This window comes from Streptomyces sp. NPDC045678 (assembly GCF_056432085.1).
Map to the genome: position 1 here is coordinate 421,962 of NZ_JBWKJS010000001.1, position 18,136 is coordinate 440,097.

General features: G+C 71.3%; 14 protein-coding genes. 5 read left to right on the forward strand and 9 right to left on the reverse strand.

Going from position 1 to position 18,136, the window contains the following annotated elements:
* Nucleotides 1–108 precede the first annotated feature (108 nt).
* The 6 genes from AC07DO_RS01850 to AC07DO_RS01875 form a co-directional block, all read right to left on the reverse strand.
* Entirely contained in the window at nucleotides 109–1,101 is a 993-nt protein-coding gene (locus AC07DO_RS01850; RefSeq protein WP_479056325.1) for an N-acetylglucosamine kinase, read from the reverse strand.
* On the reverse strand, nucleotides 1,092–2,357 hold the full coding sequence (locus AC07DO_RS01855) for a 6-phospho-beta-glucosidase (RefSeq protein WP_479056326.1): 1,266 nt from the start codon (nucleotides 2,355–2,357) through the stop codon (nucleotides 1,092–1,094). Before AC07DO_RS01855 ends, AC07DO_RS01850 begins: the two co-directional genes overlap by 10 nt.
* An 8-nt stretch (nucleotides 2,358–2,365) precedes the next feature.
* Nucleotides 2,366–3,280: a carbohydrate ABC transporter permease gene (locus AC07DO_RS01860; protein ID WP_479056327.1), complete on the reverse strand. Its 915-nt coding sequence runs from the start codon at nucleotides 3,278–3,280 to the stop codon at nucleotides 2,366–2,368.
* 9 nt (nucleotides 3,281–3,289) lie between these two features.
* A complete protein-coding gene (locus AC07DO_RS01865) occupies nucleotides 3,290–4,225 on the reverse strand; it encodes a carbohydrate ABC transporter permease (RefSeq protein WP_479056328.1) in 936 nt (311 codons plus the stop codon).
* 20 nt (nucleotides 4,226–4,245) lie between these two features.
* Entirely contained in the window at nucleotides 4,246–5,586 is a 1,341-nt protein-coding gene (locus AC07DO_RS01870) for an ABC transporter substrate-binding protein (protein WP_479056329.1), read from the reverse strand.
* Between the two features lie 69 nt (nucleotides 5,587–5,655).
* Nucleotides 5,656–6,837, reverse strand: coding sequence for an ROK family transcriptional regulator (locus AC07DO_RS01875; RefSeq protein ID WP_479056330.1), 1,182 nt, complete (start codon nucleotides 6,835–6,837; stop codon nucleotides 5,656–5,658).
* Nucleotides 6,838–7,667: 830 nt separating this feature from the next.
* Here AC07DO_RS01875 and AC07DO_RS01880 point away from each other — a divergent pair.
* Both AC07DO_RS01880 and AC07DO_RS01885 read left to right on the forward strand, forming a co-directional pair.
* Nucleotides 7,668–8,471, forward strand: a complete 804-nt coding sequence (locus tag AC07DO_RS01880) for an LPXTG cell wall anchor domain-containing protein (protein WP_479056331.1) — start codon at nucleotides 7,668–7,670, stop codon at nucleotides 8,469–8,471.
* A gap of 121 nt (nucleotides 8,472–8,592) precedes the next feature.
* Nucleotides 8,593–9,045, forward strand: a complete 453-nt coding sequence (locus tag AC07DO_RS01885; protein ID WP_479056332.1) for a hypothetical protein — start codon at nucleotides 8,593–8,595, stop codon at nucleotides 9,043–9,045.
* Between the two features lie 646 nt (nucleotides 9,046–9,691).
* Here the strand turns inward: AC07DO_RS01885 and AC07DO_RS01890 are convergent.
* A complete protein-coding gene (locus tag AC07DO_RS01890; RefSeq protein ID WP_479056333.1) occupies nucleotides 9,692–10,360 on the reverse strand; it encodes a DUF4232 domain-containing protein in 669 nt (222 codons plus the stop codon).
* Nucleotides 10,361–10,962: 602 nt separating this feature from the next.
* Between AC07DO_RS01890 and AC07DO_RS01895 the strand changes: the two genes are divergently transcribed.
* Together AC07DO_RS01895 and AC07DO_RS01900 are read left to right on the forward strand one after the other, a co-directional pair.
* The gene (locus AC07DO_RS01895) at nucleotides 10,963–11,490 is read left to right on the forward strand and encodes a hypothetical protein (protein ID WP_479056334.1); all 528 of its coding nucleotides are present in this window, start codon (nucleotides 10,963–10,965) and stop codon (nucleotides 11,488–11,490) included.
* A gap of 76 nt (nucleotides 11,491–11,566) precedes the next feature.
* Complete coding sequence (locus AC07DO_RS01900; protein WP_479057496.1) at nucleotides 11,567–12,865, forward strand: GNAT family N-acetyltransferase; 1,299 nt, start codon at nucleotides 11,567–11,569, stop codon at nucleotides 12,863–12,865.
* Nucleotides 12,866–12,891: 26 nt separating this feature from the next.
* Here the strand turns inward: AC07DO_RS01900 and AC07DO_RS01905 are convergent, their stop codons facing one another.
* Nucleotides 12,892–14,025, reverse strand: coding sequence for a mechanosensitive ion channel family protein (locus tag AC07DO_RS01905; protein ID WP_479056335.1), 1,134 nt, complete (start codon nucleotides 14,023–14,025; stop codon nucleotides 12,892–12,894).
* A gap of 266 nt (nucleotides 14,026–14,291) precedes the next feature.
* Here AC07DO_RS01905 and AC07DO_RS01910 point away from each other — a divergent pair, with 266 nt between their 5' ends.
* Nucleotides 14,292–14,828, forward strand: a complete 537-nt coding sequence (locus tag AC07DO_RS01910) for an HNH endonuclease (RefSeq protein ID WP_150184145.1) — start codon at nucleotides 14,292–14,294, stop codon at nucleotides 14,826–14,828.
* Nucleotides 14,829–14,905: 77 nt separating this feature from the next.
* On the opposite strand, the gene AC07DO_RS01915 is transcribed toward AC07DO_RS01910, so the two are convergent.
* Nucleotides 14,906–17,872 (reverse strand): beta-N-acetylglucosaminidase domain-containing protein, encoded by a 2,967-nt coding sequence (locus tag AC07DO_RS01915; protein WP_479056337.1) that lies wholly within the window; start codon nucleotides 17,870–17,872, stop codon nucleotides 14,906–14,908.
* Nucleotides 17,873–18,136 lie beyond the last annotated feature (264 nt).

Sequence of the window (18,136 nt, forward strand, 5' to 3'; positions counted from 1 at the left end):
CCGCACAGGCATTGACTCGATCTTGTGCGTATCCCCGCTCTGGAACACGAGATTGGGGGGCGTTCGGTTCCCGCCCGCGCGCCACGGCGCGGACGGGAAGCACTTCAGTCAGCCGCGCGCGCCGTCCTCGTAATGGGCCCGCACGCGCGCGTGCACCTCGGCCGGCGCCCCCACCTGGTCGAGACCGAGGAGCGCCGCGCCGAGCACGGGACGTGCGACGACGACCCGCGGCACCGCCTTGGGCGCCCGATCGGCGAGCAACGCCCGCACTCCGTCGTCCAGTTGCGGGTGGCGCGCGGCGAGGACGCTCCCGCCGAGCAGTACAGGGGCCTCCTCGTTCAGCAGGTCGAGCCGGTCCAGGGCGACCGTCGCCATGGTGGCGACCTCCTGGGCCATCCGGTCCACCACGGAGCGGGCCACGGCGTCGCCCGCGGCAGCGGTGGCGAACAGGACCGGCGTCAGCTCGTGCCGCCGCACGGGGGCGATGCCCCCCAGGTGCAGTGCCTCGATCAGCGCGTACATGGACGGCAGTCCGAAGTGCGCGGGCAGCGTTTCCCGCAGCGCGGTCGGCTCGCCCCGGCCGTCCTCGGCACGTGCCGCGAACCAGAGCGCCTCCTCGGCGAGGGCGCCGCCCCCGCCCCAGTCGCCGGAGATCCGGCCGATGGCGGGGAAGCGGGCGGTGCGCCCGTCAGGGAGCATGCCGACGCAGTTGATGCCCGCGCCACAGACCACGGCGACCCCGCGCGGCTCGGCGTCCTCGCGGAGCCCGGCGCGCAGGATCGCGAAGGTGTCGTTGCGCACGTCGACCGAGGGGCCCCACGCGCGCCGGCGCAGGGCGTCCGCCAACTCCCTTTCCTCCACGGGCAGGTCGGCGTTGGCGAGGCAGGCGGACACGTGCCCGACGGAGTCGGCGCCCGCCTCCGCGAGGGCGCGCGTCACCGCCTCCGCCAGGATGTCCACCGCGGTCTCGACGCCGACCTGCGGCGGCTGGAACCCGCCGCCGCGTGCCGTGCCGACGATCCGTCCGTCGGCCGCGACCACCGCGACGTCGGTCTTGCTGTTGCCCGCGTCGATCGCGAGCACGCTCGTGCCTACGCCCACGCCAGGTGCTCCCGGTTGTGCGCGATGAGACTGTCGGTGAGCTGCTCCGCGTACGCGTACTGCCCGACCAGCGGGTGGGCGAGCAGCGCCTTGAAGACACGCTCGCGGCCACCGTGCACGGCGGCCCGGAGTGCCAGGTCCTCGTAGCCGGTGACGTTCGCGATGAGCCCGGCGTACAGCGGGTCGAGCCGCGGCACGGGCAGCGGCTTCGCCCCCGAGCCGTCCACCGCGGCCTGCACCTCGATGACCGCGTCGTCGGGCAGGAACGGCAGCGTGCCGTTGTTGACGGTGTTCACCACCTGGTAGGGGCTGCCGCCGTTGCCGAGCAGCGAGGCCGCGAGGTCGACGGCCGCCTCCGAGTAGAAGGCGCCGCCGCGCTTGGCGAGCAGCTCCGGCTTCTCGTCGAGCGCCGGGTCGCCGTACATCTCCAGGAGCTGCTTCTCCATCTCGGCGACCTCGGCGGCGCGCGACGGCTTGGTCCGCAGTTCCTCGACGACGGCGTCGTGCTGGTAGTAGTAGCGCAGGTAGTACGAGGGGACGACGCCGAGCCGGTCGACGATCGCGCGCGGCATGCGCAGGTCCTCGGCGACCGCGTCCCCGTGCTCGGCGAGCAGCTTCGGCAGGATGTCGGCGCCCTGCGGGCCCCCGAGGCGTACGCCCGTCTCCCACGTCAGGTGGTTGAGGCCCACGTGGTCCAGGTGGATCTCGCCGGGTGCGACGTCGAGAAGCTTCGCGAACTTCCGCTGGAAACCGATCGCGACGTTGCACAGGCCGACGGCCTTGTGCCCGGCCTGGAGCAGCGCCCGCGTGACGATGCCCACGGGGTTGGTGAAGTCGATGATCCACGCGTTCGGGTTGGTGCGGCGCACGCGCTCGGCGATGTCGAGGACGACGGGCACCGTGCGCAGCGCCTTCGCCAGACCGCCGGCGCCGGTGGTCTCCTGGCCGACGCAGCCGCACTCCAGGGGCCACGTCTCGTCCTGGTTGCGGGCGGCCTGCCCGCCGACGCGCAGCTGGAGCAGCACGGCGTCGGCGTCCGCGACGCCCGCGTCGACGTCGGACGTGGTGACGATGCGGCCCGGGTGGCCCTGCTTGGCGAAGATGCGCCGCGCGAGGCCGCCCACCAGCTCCAGGCGGTCGGCCGCCGGGTCGACGAGGACCAGCTCCTCGATCGGCAGGGTGTCCCTCAACCGCGCGAAGCCGTCGATGAGTTCGGGTGTGTAGGTCGACCCTCCGCCGACCACTGCGAGCTTCATATCGGTTCTCAGCCCTTTACTCCGGTGAGGGTGACGCCTTCGACGAAGGCCTTCTGTGCGAAGAAGAAAACGATGATGACGGGGGCCATGACGAGCAGCGTCGCGGCCATGGTCATGTTCCAGTTGACGGCGTGGGCGCTCTTGAACGACTCGAGGCCGTAACTCAGCGTCCAGGCGCCGGGGTTCTGTGCCGCGTAGATCTGCGGTCCGAAGTAGTCGTTCCAGCAGTAGAAGAACTGGAAGAGCGCGATGGCGGCGATGCCGGGCTTGGCCATCGGCACCACGATCTTCACCATGGTGCGGAACTCGCCGCAGCCGTCGACCTTCGCCGACTCGATGTACTCCTTGGGGATGGTGAGGAGGAACTGCCGAAGCAGGAAGATCGAGTAGGCGTCACCGAACGCCATCGGAATGATCAGCGGCCACAAGGTGCCCGACAGATGGAACTGCTGCGCCCACACCAGGTACATCGGGATCACGATGACCTGCGGCGGCAGCATCATCGTCGAGATGACGAGCAGCATCGCGGTGCGCCGGCCGCGGAAGCGGAACTTGGCGAGCGCGTACGCCACGGGGATCGCCGAGCAGACCGTGAAGAGGGTGCCGAGCCCCGCGTACAGGAGCGAGTTGCGCCACCAGTCGAGGAAGCCCGGCGTCTCGAAGACGGCCTTGTAGTTCGACCAGTGCCAGGAGTCGGGCCACAGGTCGCCGCTCATGGCCTGCGAGTCGCTCATCACCGACGTCAGGAAGACGAAGACGAACGGCAGGAGGAACAGCAGCGCGACGGCTATGGCGACGCTGTGCACGGCGATCCAGTGCAGGATCCGCTTGCGGCGGGCGCGGGCGGCGGCGGGCCCCCGGTTCGGGGAGGTCCGTTCGGGCGTCGACGCCGACGCGGGCGCGCTGAGAGTCGTGGAAGTCATCGAAAGTCCTCAGTCCTCCGCCGAGAGCAGCCCGGAACGCTTGCGCATCAGGAGCATGGTCACGGCCATGGCGATGGCGAAGAGCACGAGCGAGAGCACGCACGCGGCACCGGTGTTGAAGTTCTGGAAGCCCATTTGGTAGACGAGCTGGGGGACCGTGAGGGTCGAGTGGTCCGGGTAGCCGGGCTGGATGACCGAGCCGGGACCGATGTTGACGCCGGAGGCGACCTTCCCCGCGACCAGGGCCTGCGTGTAGTACTGCATGGTCTGCACGACGCCCGTGACCACCGCGAACATCACGATCGGCGTGATCGACGGCCACGTCACGTAGCGGAACTTCGCCCACGCTCCCGCGCCGTCCAGGTCGGCGGCCTCGTACTGCTCCTTCGGTACGTCGAGCAGCGCGGCCATGAAGATCACCATCAGGTCGCCGATGCCCCACAGGGAGAGCAGCACCAGCGAGGGCTTGGCGGTGTCCGGGTCGTTGAACCAGTTGGGCCCGGAGAGGCCGACGGCGCCGAGGATCTCGTTCACCGGGCCCGAGCCCGGGTTGAGCAGGAAGACGAAGGCGACGGTGGCGGCCACCGGGGGAGCGAGGTAGGGGATGTAGAAGGCGGTGCGGAAGAAGCCCACCCCCGTCTTGATCTTCGTGATCAGCAGCCCGAGCGAGAGCCCGAAGACCACGCGCACCGCCACCATGATCACGACGAGCCAGAGGGTGTTCCACAGGGCGGGACCGAACAGGGGCATCTGCTCGAACACGTACTTCCAGTTCCTGAAGCCCACGAAGGTGGGCTCCTTGATCTGGTTGTAGTGCATGAAGGAGAAGTAGACGGTGGCGATCAGCGGGTACGCGAAGAAGACGCTGAAGCCGACCAGCCAGGGGGACAGGAACCCGAGCGTGCGCAGTCTGCGGCGCGCGGGGTTGGAGAGGGACAGTGCCATGGGTCGGGGTCCTCAGCTCTTCAGCTCTTCGACTGGAGGGTGTCGGCGTCGATCTGCTCGTCGAGCTTCTTCAGGCCCTTGCGCAGATCGGGGACGCGCCCGGCCTCCACGGAGTACGCGAAGTCCATCAGCGAGACGACGTACGCGCCGCCGTTGACGGAGGGCGGCAGGGCCTTGCTGTGCTTGTTCTCCAGGATGTCGAAGAAGGTTCGGAAGGTCGGGTCGGCGTCCAGGTCGGGCGACTTGAGCGCCGCGAACGTCGAGGGCACGTTGTGGATGGCGTTCGCGAAGCTCACGACCTGTTTCGTGTCCGCGGTCAGGAACCGCACCAGCTCCCAGGCGGCGTTCTGGTGCTTGCTGCTGTGCGCGATGCCGGCGACGGTGCCGGTGATGAATCCGCGGCCGTACGTCTCGGCCTGGTCGTCGGGGACGGGCAGCGGCGCCACGTCCCAGTTGAACCTGGCCTTGGCGTCCTTCAGCATCAGCCCGCGCCACTCGCCGTCCAGATGCATCGCGACCTTCTGGGTCAGGAAGGCGTTCTGGCTGGACATCTCGTCACCGAACGTCATCCGGAACTTCTCGAGGTCGTTGAACCCGCCCTGCGCGTCGGCGAGCTGTGCCGTGGTCTTGAAGAACTTGTACGTGGACGGATCCTTCGCGAGCCGCGAGTCGCCGTCGCCCTCGAAGTACGTCGGCCCCCACTGGGCGAAGAGCCGGTCCGGACTGTTCTGGTAGAAGCGGAAGTTGGGCATGAACCCGACCCGCTTGTACGAGCCCTTGCCGCCGCGCACGGTCAGCTTCTCGGCGGCCTCCTCGAACTCGGACATCGTGCGCGGCGGCCGCTCGATCCCCGCCTCGTCGAAGGCGTCCTTGTTGTAGTACATGCCGAAGGCGTCCGCGAGCAGCGGCAGCGCGCACTGGTTGCCGTGGTAGCTCGTGTAGTCGAGGAGCGTCTTGGGGAAGGTCTTGTGCTTGTCGAGGCCGGTCTTCCGCATGAACGGATCGAGGTCCGCCCACATCCCGGAGTCGCAGTACTGGCCCACGTTGTTGGTGGTGAACGAGGACACCACGTCCGGGGCTTTGTCACCGCCCGCCCGCAGGGCCTGGTTGATGGTCTCGTCGGAGACGTTCCCGGTGGCCTTCACGTGGATGTTCGGGTGCAGCTTCTCGAACCGGTCGATGCCGTCGTTGACGGCCTTGACCTCGCCGGGCGTGGCCCAGCCGTGCCAGAACTTCAGGGTGACCGGTTTCGTCGGGTCGTCGTTCGCGCTGCCGACGCTCGGGTTGGCGCAGCCGGAGAGCAAGAGACCGGCTGCGGCGAGCGCCGCGGACGCGCAGGTGGGCATGCGCCATCGCGGCATGGCGGACTTCCTTTACGGGGGCGGGGAGCGGAGGTTGAGGTGGTGCGGTACCAGGGGAGCAGGGGGGCCTCAGGCCGTGTCGAAGATCCGGTCGCGGGCCTGGGTGAGGGCGGAGCGCAGGGCGCCGGTGAGGATCGGGTCGCCGTCGAGTTCGCTGATGCGGATGTGCGGGCGGGGCAGGGCGAGCCCGGTGAGCTCTTCCTCGACCTTGATGCGCAGCTTGTCGCCGCCCGCGTGGGCCACCGAGCCGGAGAGTACGACGAGTTCGGGGTCGACGACGGCGACGACCGCGGCGATGCCGGTGGCGATGCGCCGGGCGACCTCGCCGAGCGCGGCGTCGTCGGCCATCACCTCGGACAGGGTCGCGCCGCCGCCGGCGAGTTCACGTACGACGTACGCGGAGACGAGGCTTTCGAAGCCCCCGTCGCCGCCGCCGCTCGGCGAGCCGCTTCCGGCGGATCCGCCGCGCACCAGCGGCGCGCCGGGCAGCGGCATGTAGCCGATCTCGCCGGCGCCGCCGGTCGCGCCGCGCAGCAGGGTGCCGCCGAGCACGATGGCGGCGCCGACGCCTTCGTCGAGCCAGGTCAGCACGTAGTTGTCGAAGTCCTGGGCGGCGCCCTCGTACTGCTCGGCGACCGCGGCGAGGTTCACGTCGTTCTCGATGACCACCGGCGTGCCGAGGACGGCGGCGAGATCGTCGCGCAGCGTCCGCGAGTGCCAGCCCGGCAGGTGCGGGGCGTACCGCAGTTGGCCGGTGTGCGGGTCGATGGCGCCGGGGGTGCCGATGACGGCGGCCCGCAGGTCCTCGTGGCCGAGCCCCGCCTGACGCAGGGCGCCGTCGACGGCCTCGGCGACGAGCTGGGCGGTGCGGTGGCGGACGTCCTCGGCGACGGCGTCGGCCTCCACGCGCTCCCTGCCGAGCACGGTGCCGGTGATGTCGGCGACGAGGGCGCTGATTCCCGTGGGGTCGGCGGACAGGGCGGCGACGTGTCCCGCGCCGGGGTCGATCTCGTACAGCAGGGCGTTGGGGCCGGGGCGGCCGCTGAGGCTGCCGGTGGTGTGGACGAGCCCGGCGGCTTCGAGACGGCCGAGGAGCTGGGAGGTCGTCGGCTTGGAGAGGCCGGTCAGCTCGCCGATGCGGGTGCGGGTGAGGGGGCCGTGGGCGACGAGGAGGTCGAGTACGGCGCGGTCGTTCATGGCGCGCAGGACGCGGGGGGTGCCCGGGGCGCCCGGGGTGCTGCCTGTTGCCATCACGACACCTGCCTCTCAGCTGCCCGTACGGTAACGGCCGCCGCTAACTGTTAGGAAACTTTCCAATTCGTGAGGACCGTACGGCTGGCGTGAATGAGGCGTCAATAGCGGACGCCACCCCGGCAACCAAGTCGTTATGTGCAGGGGGCGGGCGTTGCAGGGGGTGCAGTTCGGTCGGCGCGTATCGGGCGGAGAGGTGCGAGGGGTGCGTACTTATAGATACCGCTTATGGCCCCATTAGTCGGCCACCTCTACTCCGGCGTGCCGGGGGCTTGGAGGCTGAAGCCCGGCACCACCCACGGCACGCAAGGGACGACGTAGTGAAACTGATGCGCATGGCCGCGATAGCTGTCGTCGCGGCAGCGGCCCCGACGGCCCTGGGGGCCGCACCCGCGGCGGCGAGCGAGTCTTCCGCCGCGGCTGTGACGGCGCCGGACGCGGATCCGGCGGAGGAGGAGGCGCGGGAGGAACTGTCGGGGGAGCCGAGGGAGGGCCTGCGGGAGGAACCGGGGCAGGGCCTGTCGGACGACCTGGCGGAGCGGGACGAGGCGCCGGCCGACCCGTCTCCGACCGATGCTCCTGCGCCCAAGGCCCCGACTACCGCTCCTGAAGAGCCCCAAGCACCCCAATCACCGCAAGCACTTGAAGCACCCCAGGCACCTGATGCACCCGAAGCGTCTCAAGCGCCCCAGGTCCCCCAGGTCCCCCAGGTCCCCCAGGATTCCCGGGCGCCGGAGAGTCGTGCCGTTGAACCCCCGAGGCTCACGCTGGAGGGAGTCCCGGCCACTTTCGAGGTGGGTGGCGACTGGCATGAATTCACTGTCGTCATCGTGAACTCGGGCGGAGAGCTGGTTGGTTGGGAGCTGGACCTGGCCGTCAACACCGATGTACTCCCCGTGTCCCAAGGCGATGTTCAGGTCCAGGCCTGGTTCGACGGCGCATGGCATGACGCACAACTCGACAGTGACCCCGAGATGAGCGACATGGACCTCCTTCTGCTGGAGGGCCTGTCGTTCCCTACGGGCACCACCACCATCCCCGTCCGGGCCCGCGCCGGTAAGAACGCCCCGCTCACCGTGTTCTACCTGGGCCCGGTGGTCACCGACTGCAAGGGTGCCGTCCAGTCCGACCCCGCCTACTGGGTCTCCTCGGAGATCGTGGCCCCCGACGAAGGCGGCGAAGAGCCCGGCGAGGGCGGCCAAGGCGAGGGCGAGCGGCCCGGCGACGACGGCCAGGGCGAGGAACAGGATCCCGCAGGCGGTGGCGAGGGTACCGAGGGCCAGGACGAGGACGCCCCTCCCGGTGAACACGATGGGGGCACGGCAACCCTCCCCGCTCCCACGCCCGGGAACGCCACCTCCGCACCGGCCGCGGACCGCACCCCGACCACCGGCCCCGGCACGAACACCGCACCTGGCAGGAACGCCGCACCGGGCACGCATACCGCTCCCGGCACGAACACCGCGACCGAATCGGACGCCCGAACCGATGCCTCGCTCGCCGCGACCGGCAGCGACGCCGCGTCGAGCTGGACGCTCGGCATCGGCGGTGCGTCGATCGCGCTGGGCGCGGGCCTGGTGGCCGCCGCCCGCAAACGCCGCCGCTCCCCCTCTGACTCCGCCCCCACCCCCTGACGTCTGAAAGAAGGAGCAAGCGGATGTACGACCGGTGGGGTGTGTGGGACGTGTTGCCGGACAGCGCGCGGCGGCGATGGGCGCTGGAACCGTTCGAAAGCGTGGGCCCGCTGCGCTTCGGATGCGGCCCGACGACGTCACCGCCGCACTCGGCGGCATCGCGCGGAGTCCCCAGCACCACACGCGTGCGGCTCTGTCGCAGGACCGGTACGGCACGGTCAAAGGGGAGTGCTGGGGCCTCGGGCTGACGCTCTACTACGGCTTGGAGGAGCGGTTGCGGGGCATCGCGGTCGATGCCCTCAGAGGCCCTCAAGTCTTCGCGGACGGAACGGCGTTGGTGGGCCGCGTGCCCTCGGACCTCGAACAGTGGATCGTCGACCGCTCCGAGATCCGTGAGCCCTTCTCGGAGCTGTTCTACGCGCACCTCGGTGAACCCGGGTCCGTGAGCCTCGGCATGGTGGTCTGCGTACAGCGGGCGGGTGACCGGCTGCTCACGCGGCCGGTGTTCCTCCCCGCCGACGCCATGAACGCCCCCGTGAGCTTCCTCCCCACTGAGGCGTGGGCGACCCGCTGAGTTCTCGGACGCCCCCTCTCAGTACGCGAATCGAGAGCGGCCACGCCCACAGCGCCCGGGCACGCAATGATCCCGGTCCGTACACCCGAGCCGGGCGGGCAAGCCCGCATGCCGGGGGGCGCATTCGGCCTACCGAGGGGGGCGCGCGGTGAGTCCATTCGCAACTTTCCGAAAGTAGGTGCCGGAGGGGACGGCCCGAACCGTTCGGCAGACCGACCCTCACCCCCGCCCACGTCGGACCGGCCCGCACCTGGCAACGAGAGCCGATGACCCACCCCGAACCGTGAGGGCGACTCACGTTGGGACGGGCCGCACCCGGCAACGCGAGCCGATGACCCGAGCAGCGACGCCGCGCAGCTGGCGAGGCCGCGAACCGTGGCGGCCACCCACGTTGGACCGGTCCGCACCCGGCAACGAAAGGGAATGACCCACCCAGCGGCCCCCGTCGCCCCCACCCCTGGCCGTCCGGGTCAAGGTTCACGTGCGGTGCAGGGACGGGAGTCAAGGGTGGAGCGCAGCGGAATCGGCGCAGCCGACGCGACCGCAGGGAGCGCCCTTTACTCCCGGCCCGGAACCGCCACACTCCGCAAAACACCGGGCGGCCCCGGCAACCATCAACGTCACCGCCCGACCGAAGTCGTGCGGTTCAGCTCGCGCCACCCTGACCGGCGCTGCCCATCGGGCCGACCTTGACCGGGGTGCCGCCGCCCTCCGTGACGGGCAGCGAGCCGGCGCCCGGCCACTCCACGCTGACCGACTTGGTCTCGCCGGGAGGGGTCACGACGAGGGCGCTGACCTTGACGCCGGAGCCGCCGGAGTCGTTCACCGGGTAGGTGACGCCGAAGGACACGGACTCGCCGGCCTTGAGGACCATCGGGTCGGACGCACCGCCGCTGCGCTTGGCGGACAGATCGCCCGCGCTGGTCTTCAGATCGACACCCGCATAGCCGTTCAGGGCGCAGTCACTGCCACCGTTCTTGAACGTCACGGCCACGGTGCCCTCGGTGTCGCCGCCGACGGTGCCGTCCTGAGCGGTGATGTCCAGGTCGTCGGTACGGCACTTGCCCGCCTTGCCGTTCGCACCGGAGCCGGAGCCGGAGCCGGAGCCGGATCCGGCGTCCGCGCTCTGCCCGCCATCCTTCCCGGCGGAGTCCGACTCCGTGCCGCCCGACCCCGAACCATCGCTGCCCGAGGAGGACTCGGAGGCCGCGGACGACGTGTCGCCCCGGCCCGTGACGTCGTCGTCGTTGCAGGCCGTCAGCGAGAGGCCGGCGGCGACGGCCAGGGCCACGAAGGTGAGCTTGCGAACGCGCATTGTTTGTCCCTCAGGATCGGATGGGGCGCCGGCCGCTCCGGCAGACGTCAGTAGGTGAACGTTTCTGAACACCAGGACCGGACACGACCGCACACCCGTTCCAGACAACTCCGCGCCAATACACCCCTGTTACACGCATCGCCGTGCGGCGGGGGAGCCGGGTGGGGGAGTTGGGCCCCGGACGGGGGCCGTCGTACGGGGGTGAGGCCGGGCGGCGGGGGTCGGGAGCGATGGTTCCCGCGACCACTCGGCGCCCGCGCTCTCGCGCGCCTCACTGGGACAGACCCGTGACTCGGGAGATCTTGACCGCGGAGGACGCGGACCCGCTCGCCCCGAGCCGGGCGCCCCGAGGGTGGAAGGGAACCCCTGTCGCCATATCGTAAATTCCGTCTCGAACTGTGCGGAATCCCTGCATAGGCTTTACCCCGCCAGCGAACCGGCGAGTGAACCGGCGATGAACCGGCGAGTGAACCGGCCAGTGAACCCGACGCCAACCGCCGCGCCATTACGGAATATTCGATGACCTGGACGACTCAACGCGCGCCAAGAACCTCGCACATGCGAACCCGCTGATCGCTCTCTGAGACTGAAGGAGACGCACCGTGGAGTCCCAGCCGCCCAGTGACGAACCCACCTGGGCCTCCCTGTCCAGACCTGAGAAGGTGTCTGCCGCCCTCGGCATGACGGCCCTCGGGATCGGCGTCCTCGCCGGCCTGGTCATGGTGATGCTGGCAGGCGTCCTGGTTGTCGCCTTCCTCTCCAGTAACGTGATCGAGGTTGACAGCGTCAGCTCTCTCTTCTGGGCAGTCGCGCTGTCCCTGCCCTGTGGCCTGCTCGCGGTTGTATTCGCCGTCCCTGTACGTCTCGCACTGCGCCTGACAGCTAGGTCCGGCAGGGCCGGACGCGGTGCGGACCTGGCGATCTCCGCGGCGACGAATTTTCTGGGGGCATTGCTCGTGGAACACTTCACACCCGGGCTCCACGTCGAACACCCCTGGCTTCCGGCGCTGCTGGCAACACTGTTGATTGCTCTTGTCAATCAGCTGATCAACCACTTTGAGCGCCGTAAGAGTCACCGGAACAGCGACAGCGCGATGGACCACGAGGGCCGGCGGGCACGTCGGCCGTAAATCGTTTGCCCTGGCCACAGGGGGTTCCTGCACTCTAGGCGGACACATGTCCCTGTACGAGGAAGCTGTCGCGCCCATGGAGATCCGCACCACCACCGACGACGACCTCGAAGTCTTCGTCGACACCGTCCACGCCGCGTTCGGGAGGTTCCCGGAAACTCCGGTCGACGGCGGCGGGCTCTGGTGGTCGGCGCTCGAGATGGGGCGGGGGCTGCTCGCGCTGGCCGAGGACGGGCGGCCCGTCGGGACCGCCGCCGCGCACTCCTTCGAGCTCACCCTCCCCGGCGGCGCCCTCGTCCCCGCCCCCGGCGTGACGGCCGTCGGCGTGCTGCCCACGCACCGGCGCCGGGGCGTGCTCAGCGCGATGATGCGGCATCAGCTCACCGGGATGCGGGACAGCGGGGAGATCCTGTCCGTGCTGCTCGCCTCCGAGGCCACGATCTACGGCAGGTTCGGATACGGCCCCGCCACCCGTACGACCCGTCTCACCGTGCCCCACGCCGCCCCCCTCGCCGAGCCCCGCGCGGCGCGGAACGCCGTCACGGCCGACGGCGGCTCCGTCGACGTACTGCGCCGCGACGCCTGCGGAGACATCCTCGAAGACGTCTACGACCGGTACCGCCGCGCCCGGCCCGGCGCCCTGTCCCGGCCCCACCGCTGGTGGGAACGGCGCGCCGGACAGCCCCCGATCTCGCCCGCGCCACGCTACGTCGCCGTCCACCGCGACGCCGACGGCGTCCCGGACGGATACGCAAGCTACTCACTCGGCGAGCCCGGCGAGTCCGGCGAGCCCGGCGGTGGCCAGGTCCTGACCGTTGACGAGGCCATCGCCCACGACGACGCCGTCTTCACCGCCCTGGCCCGCTTCGTGCTCGGACACGACCTGGTCTCCCGGGTCGTGTTCAAGCACGTGCCGCCCGACCATCCGCTGCGGTGGCAGCTCGCGGACTTCCGCGCCGGTGAGGTGAGCGAGGACACCGACTGGCTCTGGGTGCGCCTCCTCGACGTACCGCGTGCTCTGACCGCGCGCGGCTGGGGTGCGGACGGCGAGCTCGTCCTGGACGTCGAGGACCCGTTCCTCTCCGAGCACGAGCACGAGCACGAGCACGGGCACGGGCACGGGCGTGGGCGCGCGAACAGGCAGGAGCGTTATGCGCTGACCGTCCGGGACGGGAAGGGCGACTGCGTGCCGACGGACCAAGAGCCCGACCTGTCGCTCGACGTACGCGACCTCGGCTCGCTCTACCTCGGCGGGACCGCCCCGAGCACGCTCGTGCGCGCCGGACACGTCCGGGCCCACCACCCGGACGCGGCCGCCCGGGCCGACGCCCTCTTCCGCACCGAGCGCGACCCGCACTGCCTCCACTGGTTCTGACAGAGGAGGCCGGGGGGACCCCGTGCCTACTTCGAAAGGTTCGGCGGCGGCGGAGGTATCGGGGACGCGGCCAACGACTGCGGAGACGTCGCCGACGCGTACGCGGACGGCGCCGCCATGCCCGCCGACGGGTCCGCGGCGTCCTCCTGCACCGCGAGCGGCAGGCCGCCCACGATGCGGATGCCCGCCTCGTCGAACGCCCGCTTGATGCGCCAGCGCAGCTCCCGCTCCACGCCCAGGGACTTGCCCGGCATCGTCTTCGCGGAGACGCGGACCACCATCGAGTCGAGGAGGACGCTGTCCAGGCCCAGGGTCTCCACCGGGCCCCACAGCCGCTCGTTCCACGGCTCGTCCTTCGCGATGGCCTCGCCGACCTCCGCCAGCGTCGCCTTCACCTTCTCCAGGTCCTCGTCCGGGCGGACCGTCACGTCGACACCCGCCGTGGACCAGCCCTGGGAGAGGTTGCCGATGCGCTTGACCTCGCCGTTGCGGACGTACCAGATCTCGCCGTTGTCGCCGCGCAGCTTCGTGACGCGCAGGCCGACCTCTATGACCTCGCCCGAAGCCACGCCCGCGTCGATCGAGTCGCCGACGCCGTACTGGTCCTCCAGGATCATGAAGACGCCGGACAGGAAGTCGGTGACGAGGTTGCGCGCGCCGAAGCCGATCGCGACGCCCGCCACACCCGCGGAGGCGAGCAGCGGCGCCAGGTTGATCTCGAACGTGCCGAGGACCATGAGCCCGGCCGTGCCGAGGATCAGGAACGAGGCCACCGAGCGCAGGACCGAGCCGATCGCCTGCGAACGCTGACGGCGGCGCTCCACGTTCACCAGGAGCCCGCCGAGCGCGGTGCCGTCCACGGCCTGCGCCGTGCGGTTCATGCGGTCTATGAGCTTGGTGATGGCGCGGCGCACCAGGACGCGCAGGACGACGGCTATCGCGACGATCAGCACGATGCGCAGACCGATGCCGAGCCACGTGGACCAGTTCTGCTCGACCCAGCTCGCCGCGTTCGTGGCGCTCTCCTGAGCGTCCTCGAGCGTCGGCGGCTTGGACTTCTGCGGGTCGTCCGGGTCCGTTCCGGCTGCCGACAGGACGGACAAGAACACGGCAGGTACCTCCAGGTATCGCGGCCTGCCCGGCGAACGAAGGACCGCCATCGAAGCGGAACCGGGGGAACCGGGCAGACTCACCACACTAACGGGGCATTGTGTGTGGAACGTTGTGATGTTCGAGGGAGAGACGGTGCTCACCTGGGGAAGAACCAGGCAGAGCCGATTGCCGCCCCCGTGCCGCGCCCCCTGTGGTCGAAAACACTTCAAGGCCGTTACGGGGACATGCTGGCGCTACGACCAGGCATGAGGGGAGACTGGCAGCAGATCGTCCCGGCGCGAGCCACGCGCCGCCGGCGTAATAGGAGGCATCCGTGCCGCATGTCCTGGTCCTCAACGCGTCGTACGAGCCCCTCGGCGTCGTACCGCTCCGCCGCGCGCTCGTCCTCGTCCTGGAGAACAAGGCTCTCTGCCTCGAGGAATCCGGCGCCTTCATGCACAGCGCAACGCGCACCGTCCCCGCACCCAGCGTGGTCCGCCTCAAGCGGTTCGTCCGGGTCCCCTACCGAGGGCCCGTCCCGCTGACACGGCGGGCGCTGTTCGCCCGCGACGGCGGCCGGTGCATGTACTGCGGTGGCGTCGCAACCAGCGTCGACCACGTCATTCCGAAGAGCCGAGGCGGCCAGCACGCCTGGGACAACGTGGTGGCTTCCTGCCGCCGCTGCAACCACGTCAAGGCCGACCGGCACCTCATGGAGCTCGGCTGGCGGCTGAGGCACAAGCCCGCGCCGCCCTCGGGCCTCGCGTGGCGCATCATCGGGACCGGACATAGGGATCCGCGCTGGCTGCCGTACTTGCAGCCGTTCGGCGCGGACGACGCGATGGCCCGGATCGACGGCATTTCTGCCTGACGACGATCCGGGCCTTTGTTGTACGTACGTACGGTGTCGTACGTGAAGTCACACGTACGGCGGACGCGTGGCGGTCGCTACCTCTCGGCGACCGCGTACGCCTCCACGGACCAGAGCGAGTAGCCGAAGCGCGTGGCCCGCTCGTCGCCCCGCACGCGGATGAAGCGGGTGTCGCGCGCGTCCATGCGGACCGACTCGCGGCCGCCCCCGCCGTCCCGCACGGTCGCCGCCGTGCGCCAGGTCCTGCCGTCGGCCGACGTCTGCACGCGGTAGCCCGCCGCGTACGCGTCCTGCCAGCGCAGCACGACCTGCCCGAGCCGTACCGGCTCCGCGAGCTCCGCCTGCCACCACGCGCCGTCCTCGGCCGGCGACGACCAGCGGGTCCCCGGATCGCCGTCGACCGCCGCCGACGCCGGGAAGTCCTTCGTCTCGTCGCCCGACGACGACGCCTTCGCGCCGCGCGCCAGGTCGGGCCCCGCCGTCCGCGGGAACGCGCGGACGGAGAGCACGCGGGTCTCGTCGCCGAAGGTCAGGGGGACGTCGTACGTTCCCGCGCGCGTGCCCGCCGGGACCGTGACGTCGACCGGCACGTCGACCTCCGTACCGCGCGGCAGCGTCGACCGGTCGGGGACCCTCACCTCGATGCCCTTCGGGGCCTTCGCGCGGAGCGCGCCGCTGACGTCGCCGGGACGCAGCGAACGCAGCTCCGCCGAGATCCGCAGCGGGCCTCCGCCGATCTCCGCGTCGGCCTCGGCGCGGGACAGCGACAGGCGGGCGTCGGGGGTGTCGGCGAACCAGGGGACGAGGTGGCGGACGGTGCCGTCCGAGCCGTCGGCGACCGTGGCCCGGACCGCGTCGGCGTGCCGCGATCCTCCGCGCCTCTTCGTGAGGTCCAGTTCGGTGAAGCCGCTCCGTGCGAGAGCGCCGACCCGCTGCCAGCCCTCGCCCGGAACGTGCGCCTCCACCGTGCCCTCGGTGCCGGGGTCGGTCAGCGCCGTCACCGCGGCGAGCGTGCGCTCGCGGCCGAAGCGGGCCGTCGCGCCGTGCGAGGTGGCCCGCTTCCCGTCCGTCCCAGCCCAGGCCGCGTACGCCTTCTGCGTCCGTGCGAGGAACGGGTCGAGGACGCCCTCGCCGACGGTGACGCCGCTCCCCTTCAGCTCCCTCTGGAGCTTCGTCAGGGCGCGCGAGCCCCGCCAGGCGGCCGCACCGTCACCGGCGGACTGCGCGGCCAGCAGGTCGACGGCCGTCTCGCCCGCCTCGCCGTAGCGCGCCAACTGCTGGATCCAGGGGCGCACTTCGCCGCCGAGCTCGCTGTCGGCCAGGCGCCGCGGGGCCTCCCGCATCACGGTGAAGGCGGCGCGCAGCGCCTTCGCGGCGCGCTCGTTGCGCACCCGGTCCGTCGTCGTACGGGCGTCCCAGAAGCCGTCCATGAGCGGCCGCAGGTACGCGGACTCGTCGGCGCCGAGCACGGACGACGCGTCGTTGCCCGCGAGGGCCCGCAGCGCGCCCCGCGCCTTCGCGTCGCCGCCCGCGAGGTCGTCGATGGCGGCGAGCCAGGACTCGTGGGGGCGGTAGGCGCGCGGGTTCCAGGCGTAGTCGGCGGCCGTGAAGAGAGGGATGCGGGAGGCGGAGGGCTGCTCCATGGCGTTGCCGAGGAGGGCGGCCGAGCCAGTGGCGACGGCGGGCTCGCGGCCGGTGTAGGGGCCGAGGAAGATGCGGTCCTGCGCGAAGTCGTTGACGGGATAGTTGTCCATCGTGACCAGCGGGTGCGGGCCGAACGCCTCGCGGGCGCCCGCGATCTCGCGCCCCGTGATGGTGCGCGGGACGACGCCGACACCGGTCCACGCCACCTCGACCCGGCGGTCGAGGGCCCTCGAGAGAGCCGTGCGGTACTCCGTCGCCCCGTCCTGGAAGTACTCCGTCGGCATCAGGGAGAGCGGCCCGGCACCGGGGTGGCGCGCGGCCAGATGCGCGGCGACCGCGTCGGCGACCCGGGCCTGCGCCTTCGCCGCGGCCTGTGGGCCGGACCCGAACGTCCCGGCGTCCTGCTCGCAGTGCCACTCGCTGTAGCTGACGTTCTGGAACTGCAGCTGGAAGGCGCGCACGCCGAGCGCCCACATCGCGTCGATCTTGCGGGTGAGGTCCCTGACGTCCCGGTCGGACGACAGGCACATGGCCTGTCCGGGCGAGACGGCCCAGGCGAGCGTGACGTGGTTGGCCTCGGCCCGCTTCGCCAGGGCGCGGAAGTCGGCGCGCTGGTCCGCGGGGTAGGGCTCGCGCCAGCGGGCCTGGCGGTACGGGTCGTCGCCGGGGGCGTAGAGGTACCGGTTCTGCTTGGTGCGGCCCATGAAGTCGAGCTGGGCCAGGCGCTGCTCACGGGTCCAGGGCGTGCCGTAGAACCCCTCGGTGAGGCCGCGCACGGCGGTGCCCGGCCAGTCGCGGATCCGTACGCCGGGGACGGTGCGGGAGGCCGGGGAGCCGGTGAGCTGTCGCAAGGTCTGCACGCCGTGGAAGAGGCCGTCCTCGCCGGTGCCTTCGAGGGCGACGGTGTCCCGTCCTTCGACGCGTCCGACGGCGAGCCGGTACCCGCCCCTCGGCAGGTCGCCGCGCTCGCGGACCCCCAGGGAGCGCAGCGCCCGGTCGGCGCCGGCGCCTCCGGCCCGTACGACGAGGGCGTTGCCCGCGGGCAACGGGTCGCCGTCGCGCACCTCGGTGACGCGCCGGGCGCCGGTGTCGTGGAGGTGGTCGCGGAGGGCCTTCAGGGCGTACGGGTCGTGGTCGCCGCGGGGGACGACGAGGACGACCTCGTCGCCGATCGTGACGGCGGTGCCCGAGGCGGTCATCGACTGGGGGCGCGGCCAGACCGACGGCAGGCGGGAAGCGCTCGCCGTGGTGTCATCGTCCGGGAGGGTGACGGGGGTGACGGGGGTGCCGGGCCTGCTGGGGGCGCCCGGGGCCGCGTGGGCGCCGGGTGCGCTGCCGAGTGCGCCCGCGATCACGGCGACCGCGACGGCGGCCGCGCCCTTCCTGCGCCGCAACTGCACGGCTCCTGCCCCTGTCTCTGCCCCCGGGGCCCTTGTGGCCCCTTGCGTCACATGTGCCAGTGAGCCCACCACTGAGGTGGCGGGAGTGTCAACGGGGGCGGGTGTCGCGCGGGGGATTCTTCGCGGAACCTGCGCGATTCGGGGGGTGGAGGGGGTAGGGGACGCTTCTGCGGGGCCATCACGGCATGCCCACGACGGGCCTGGGGCAGGCCCCTTGACGGCCCCTTGTCGGGCCCACGGCAACCCCGTGCCCGGTTCCGTCGG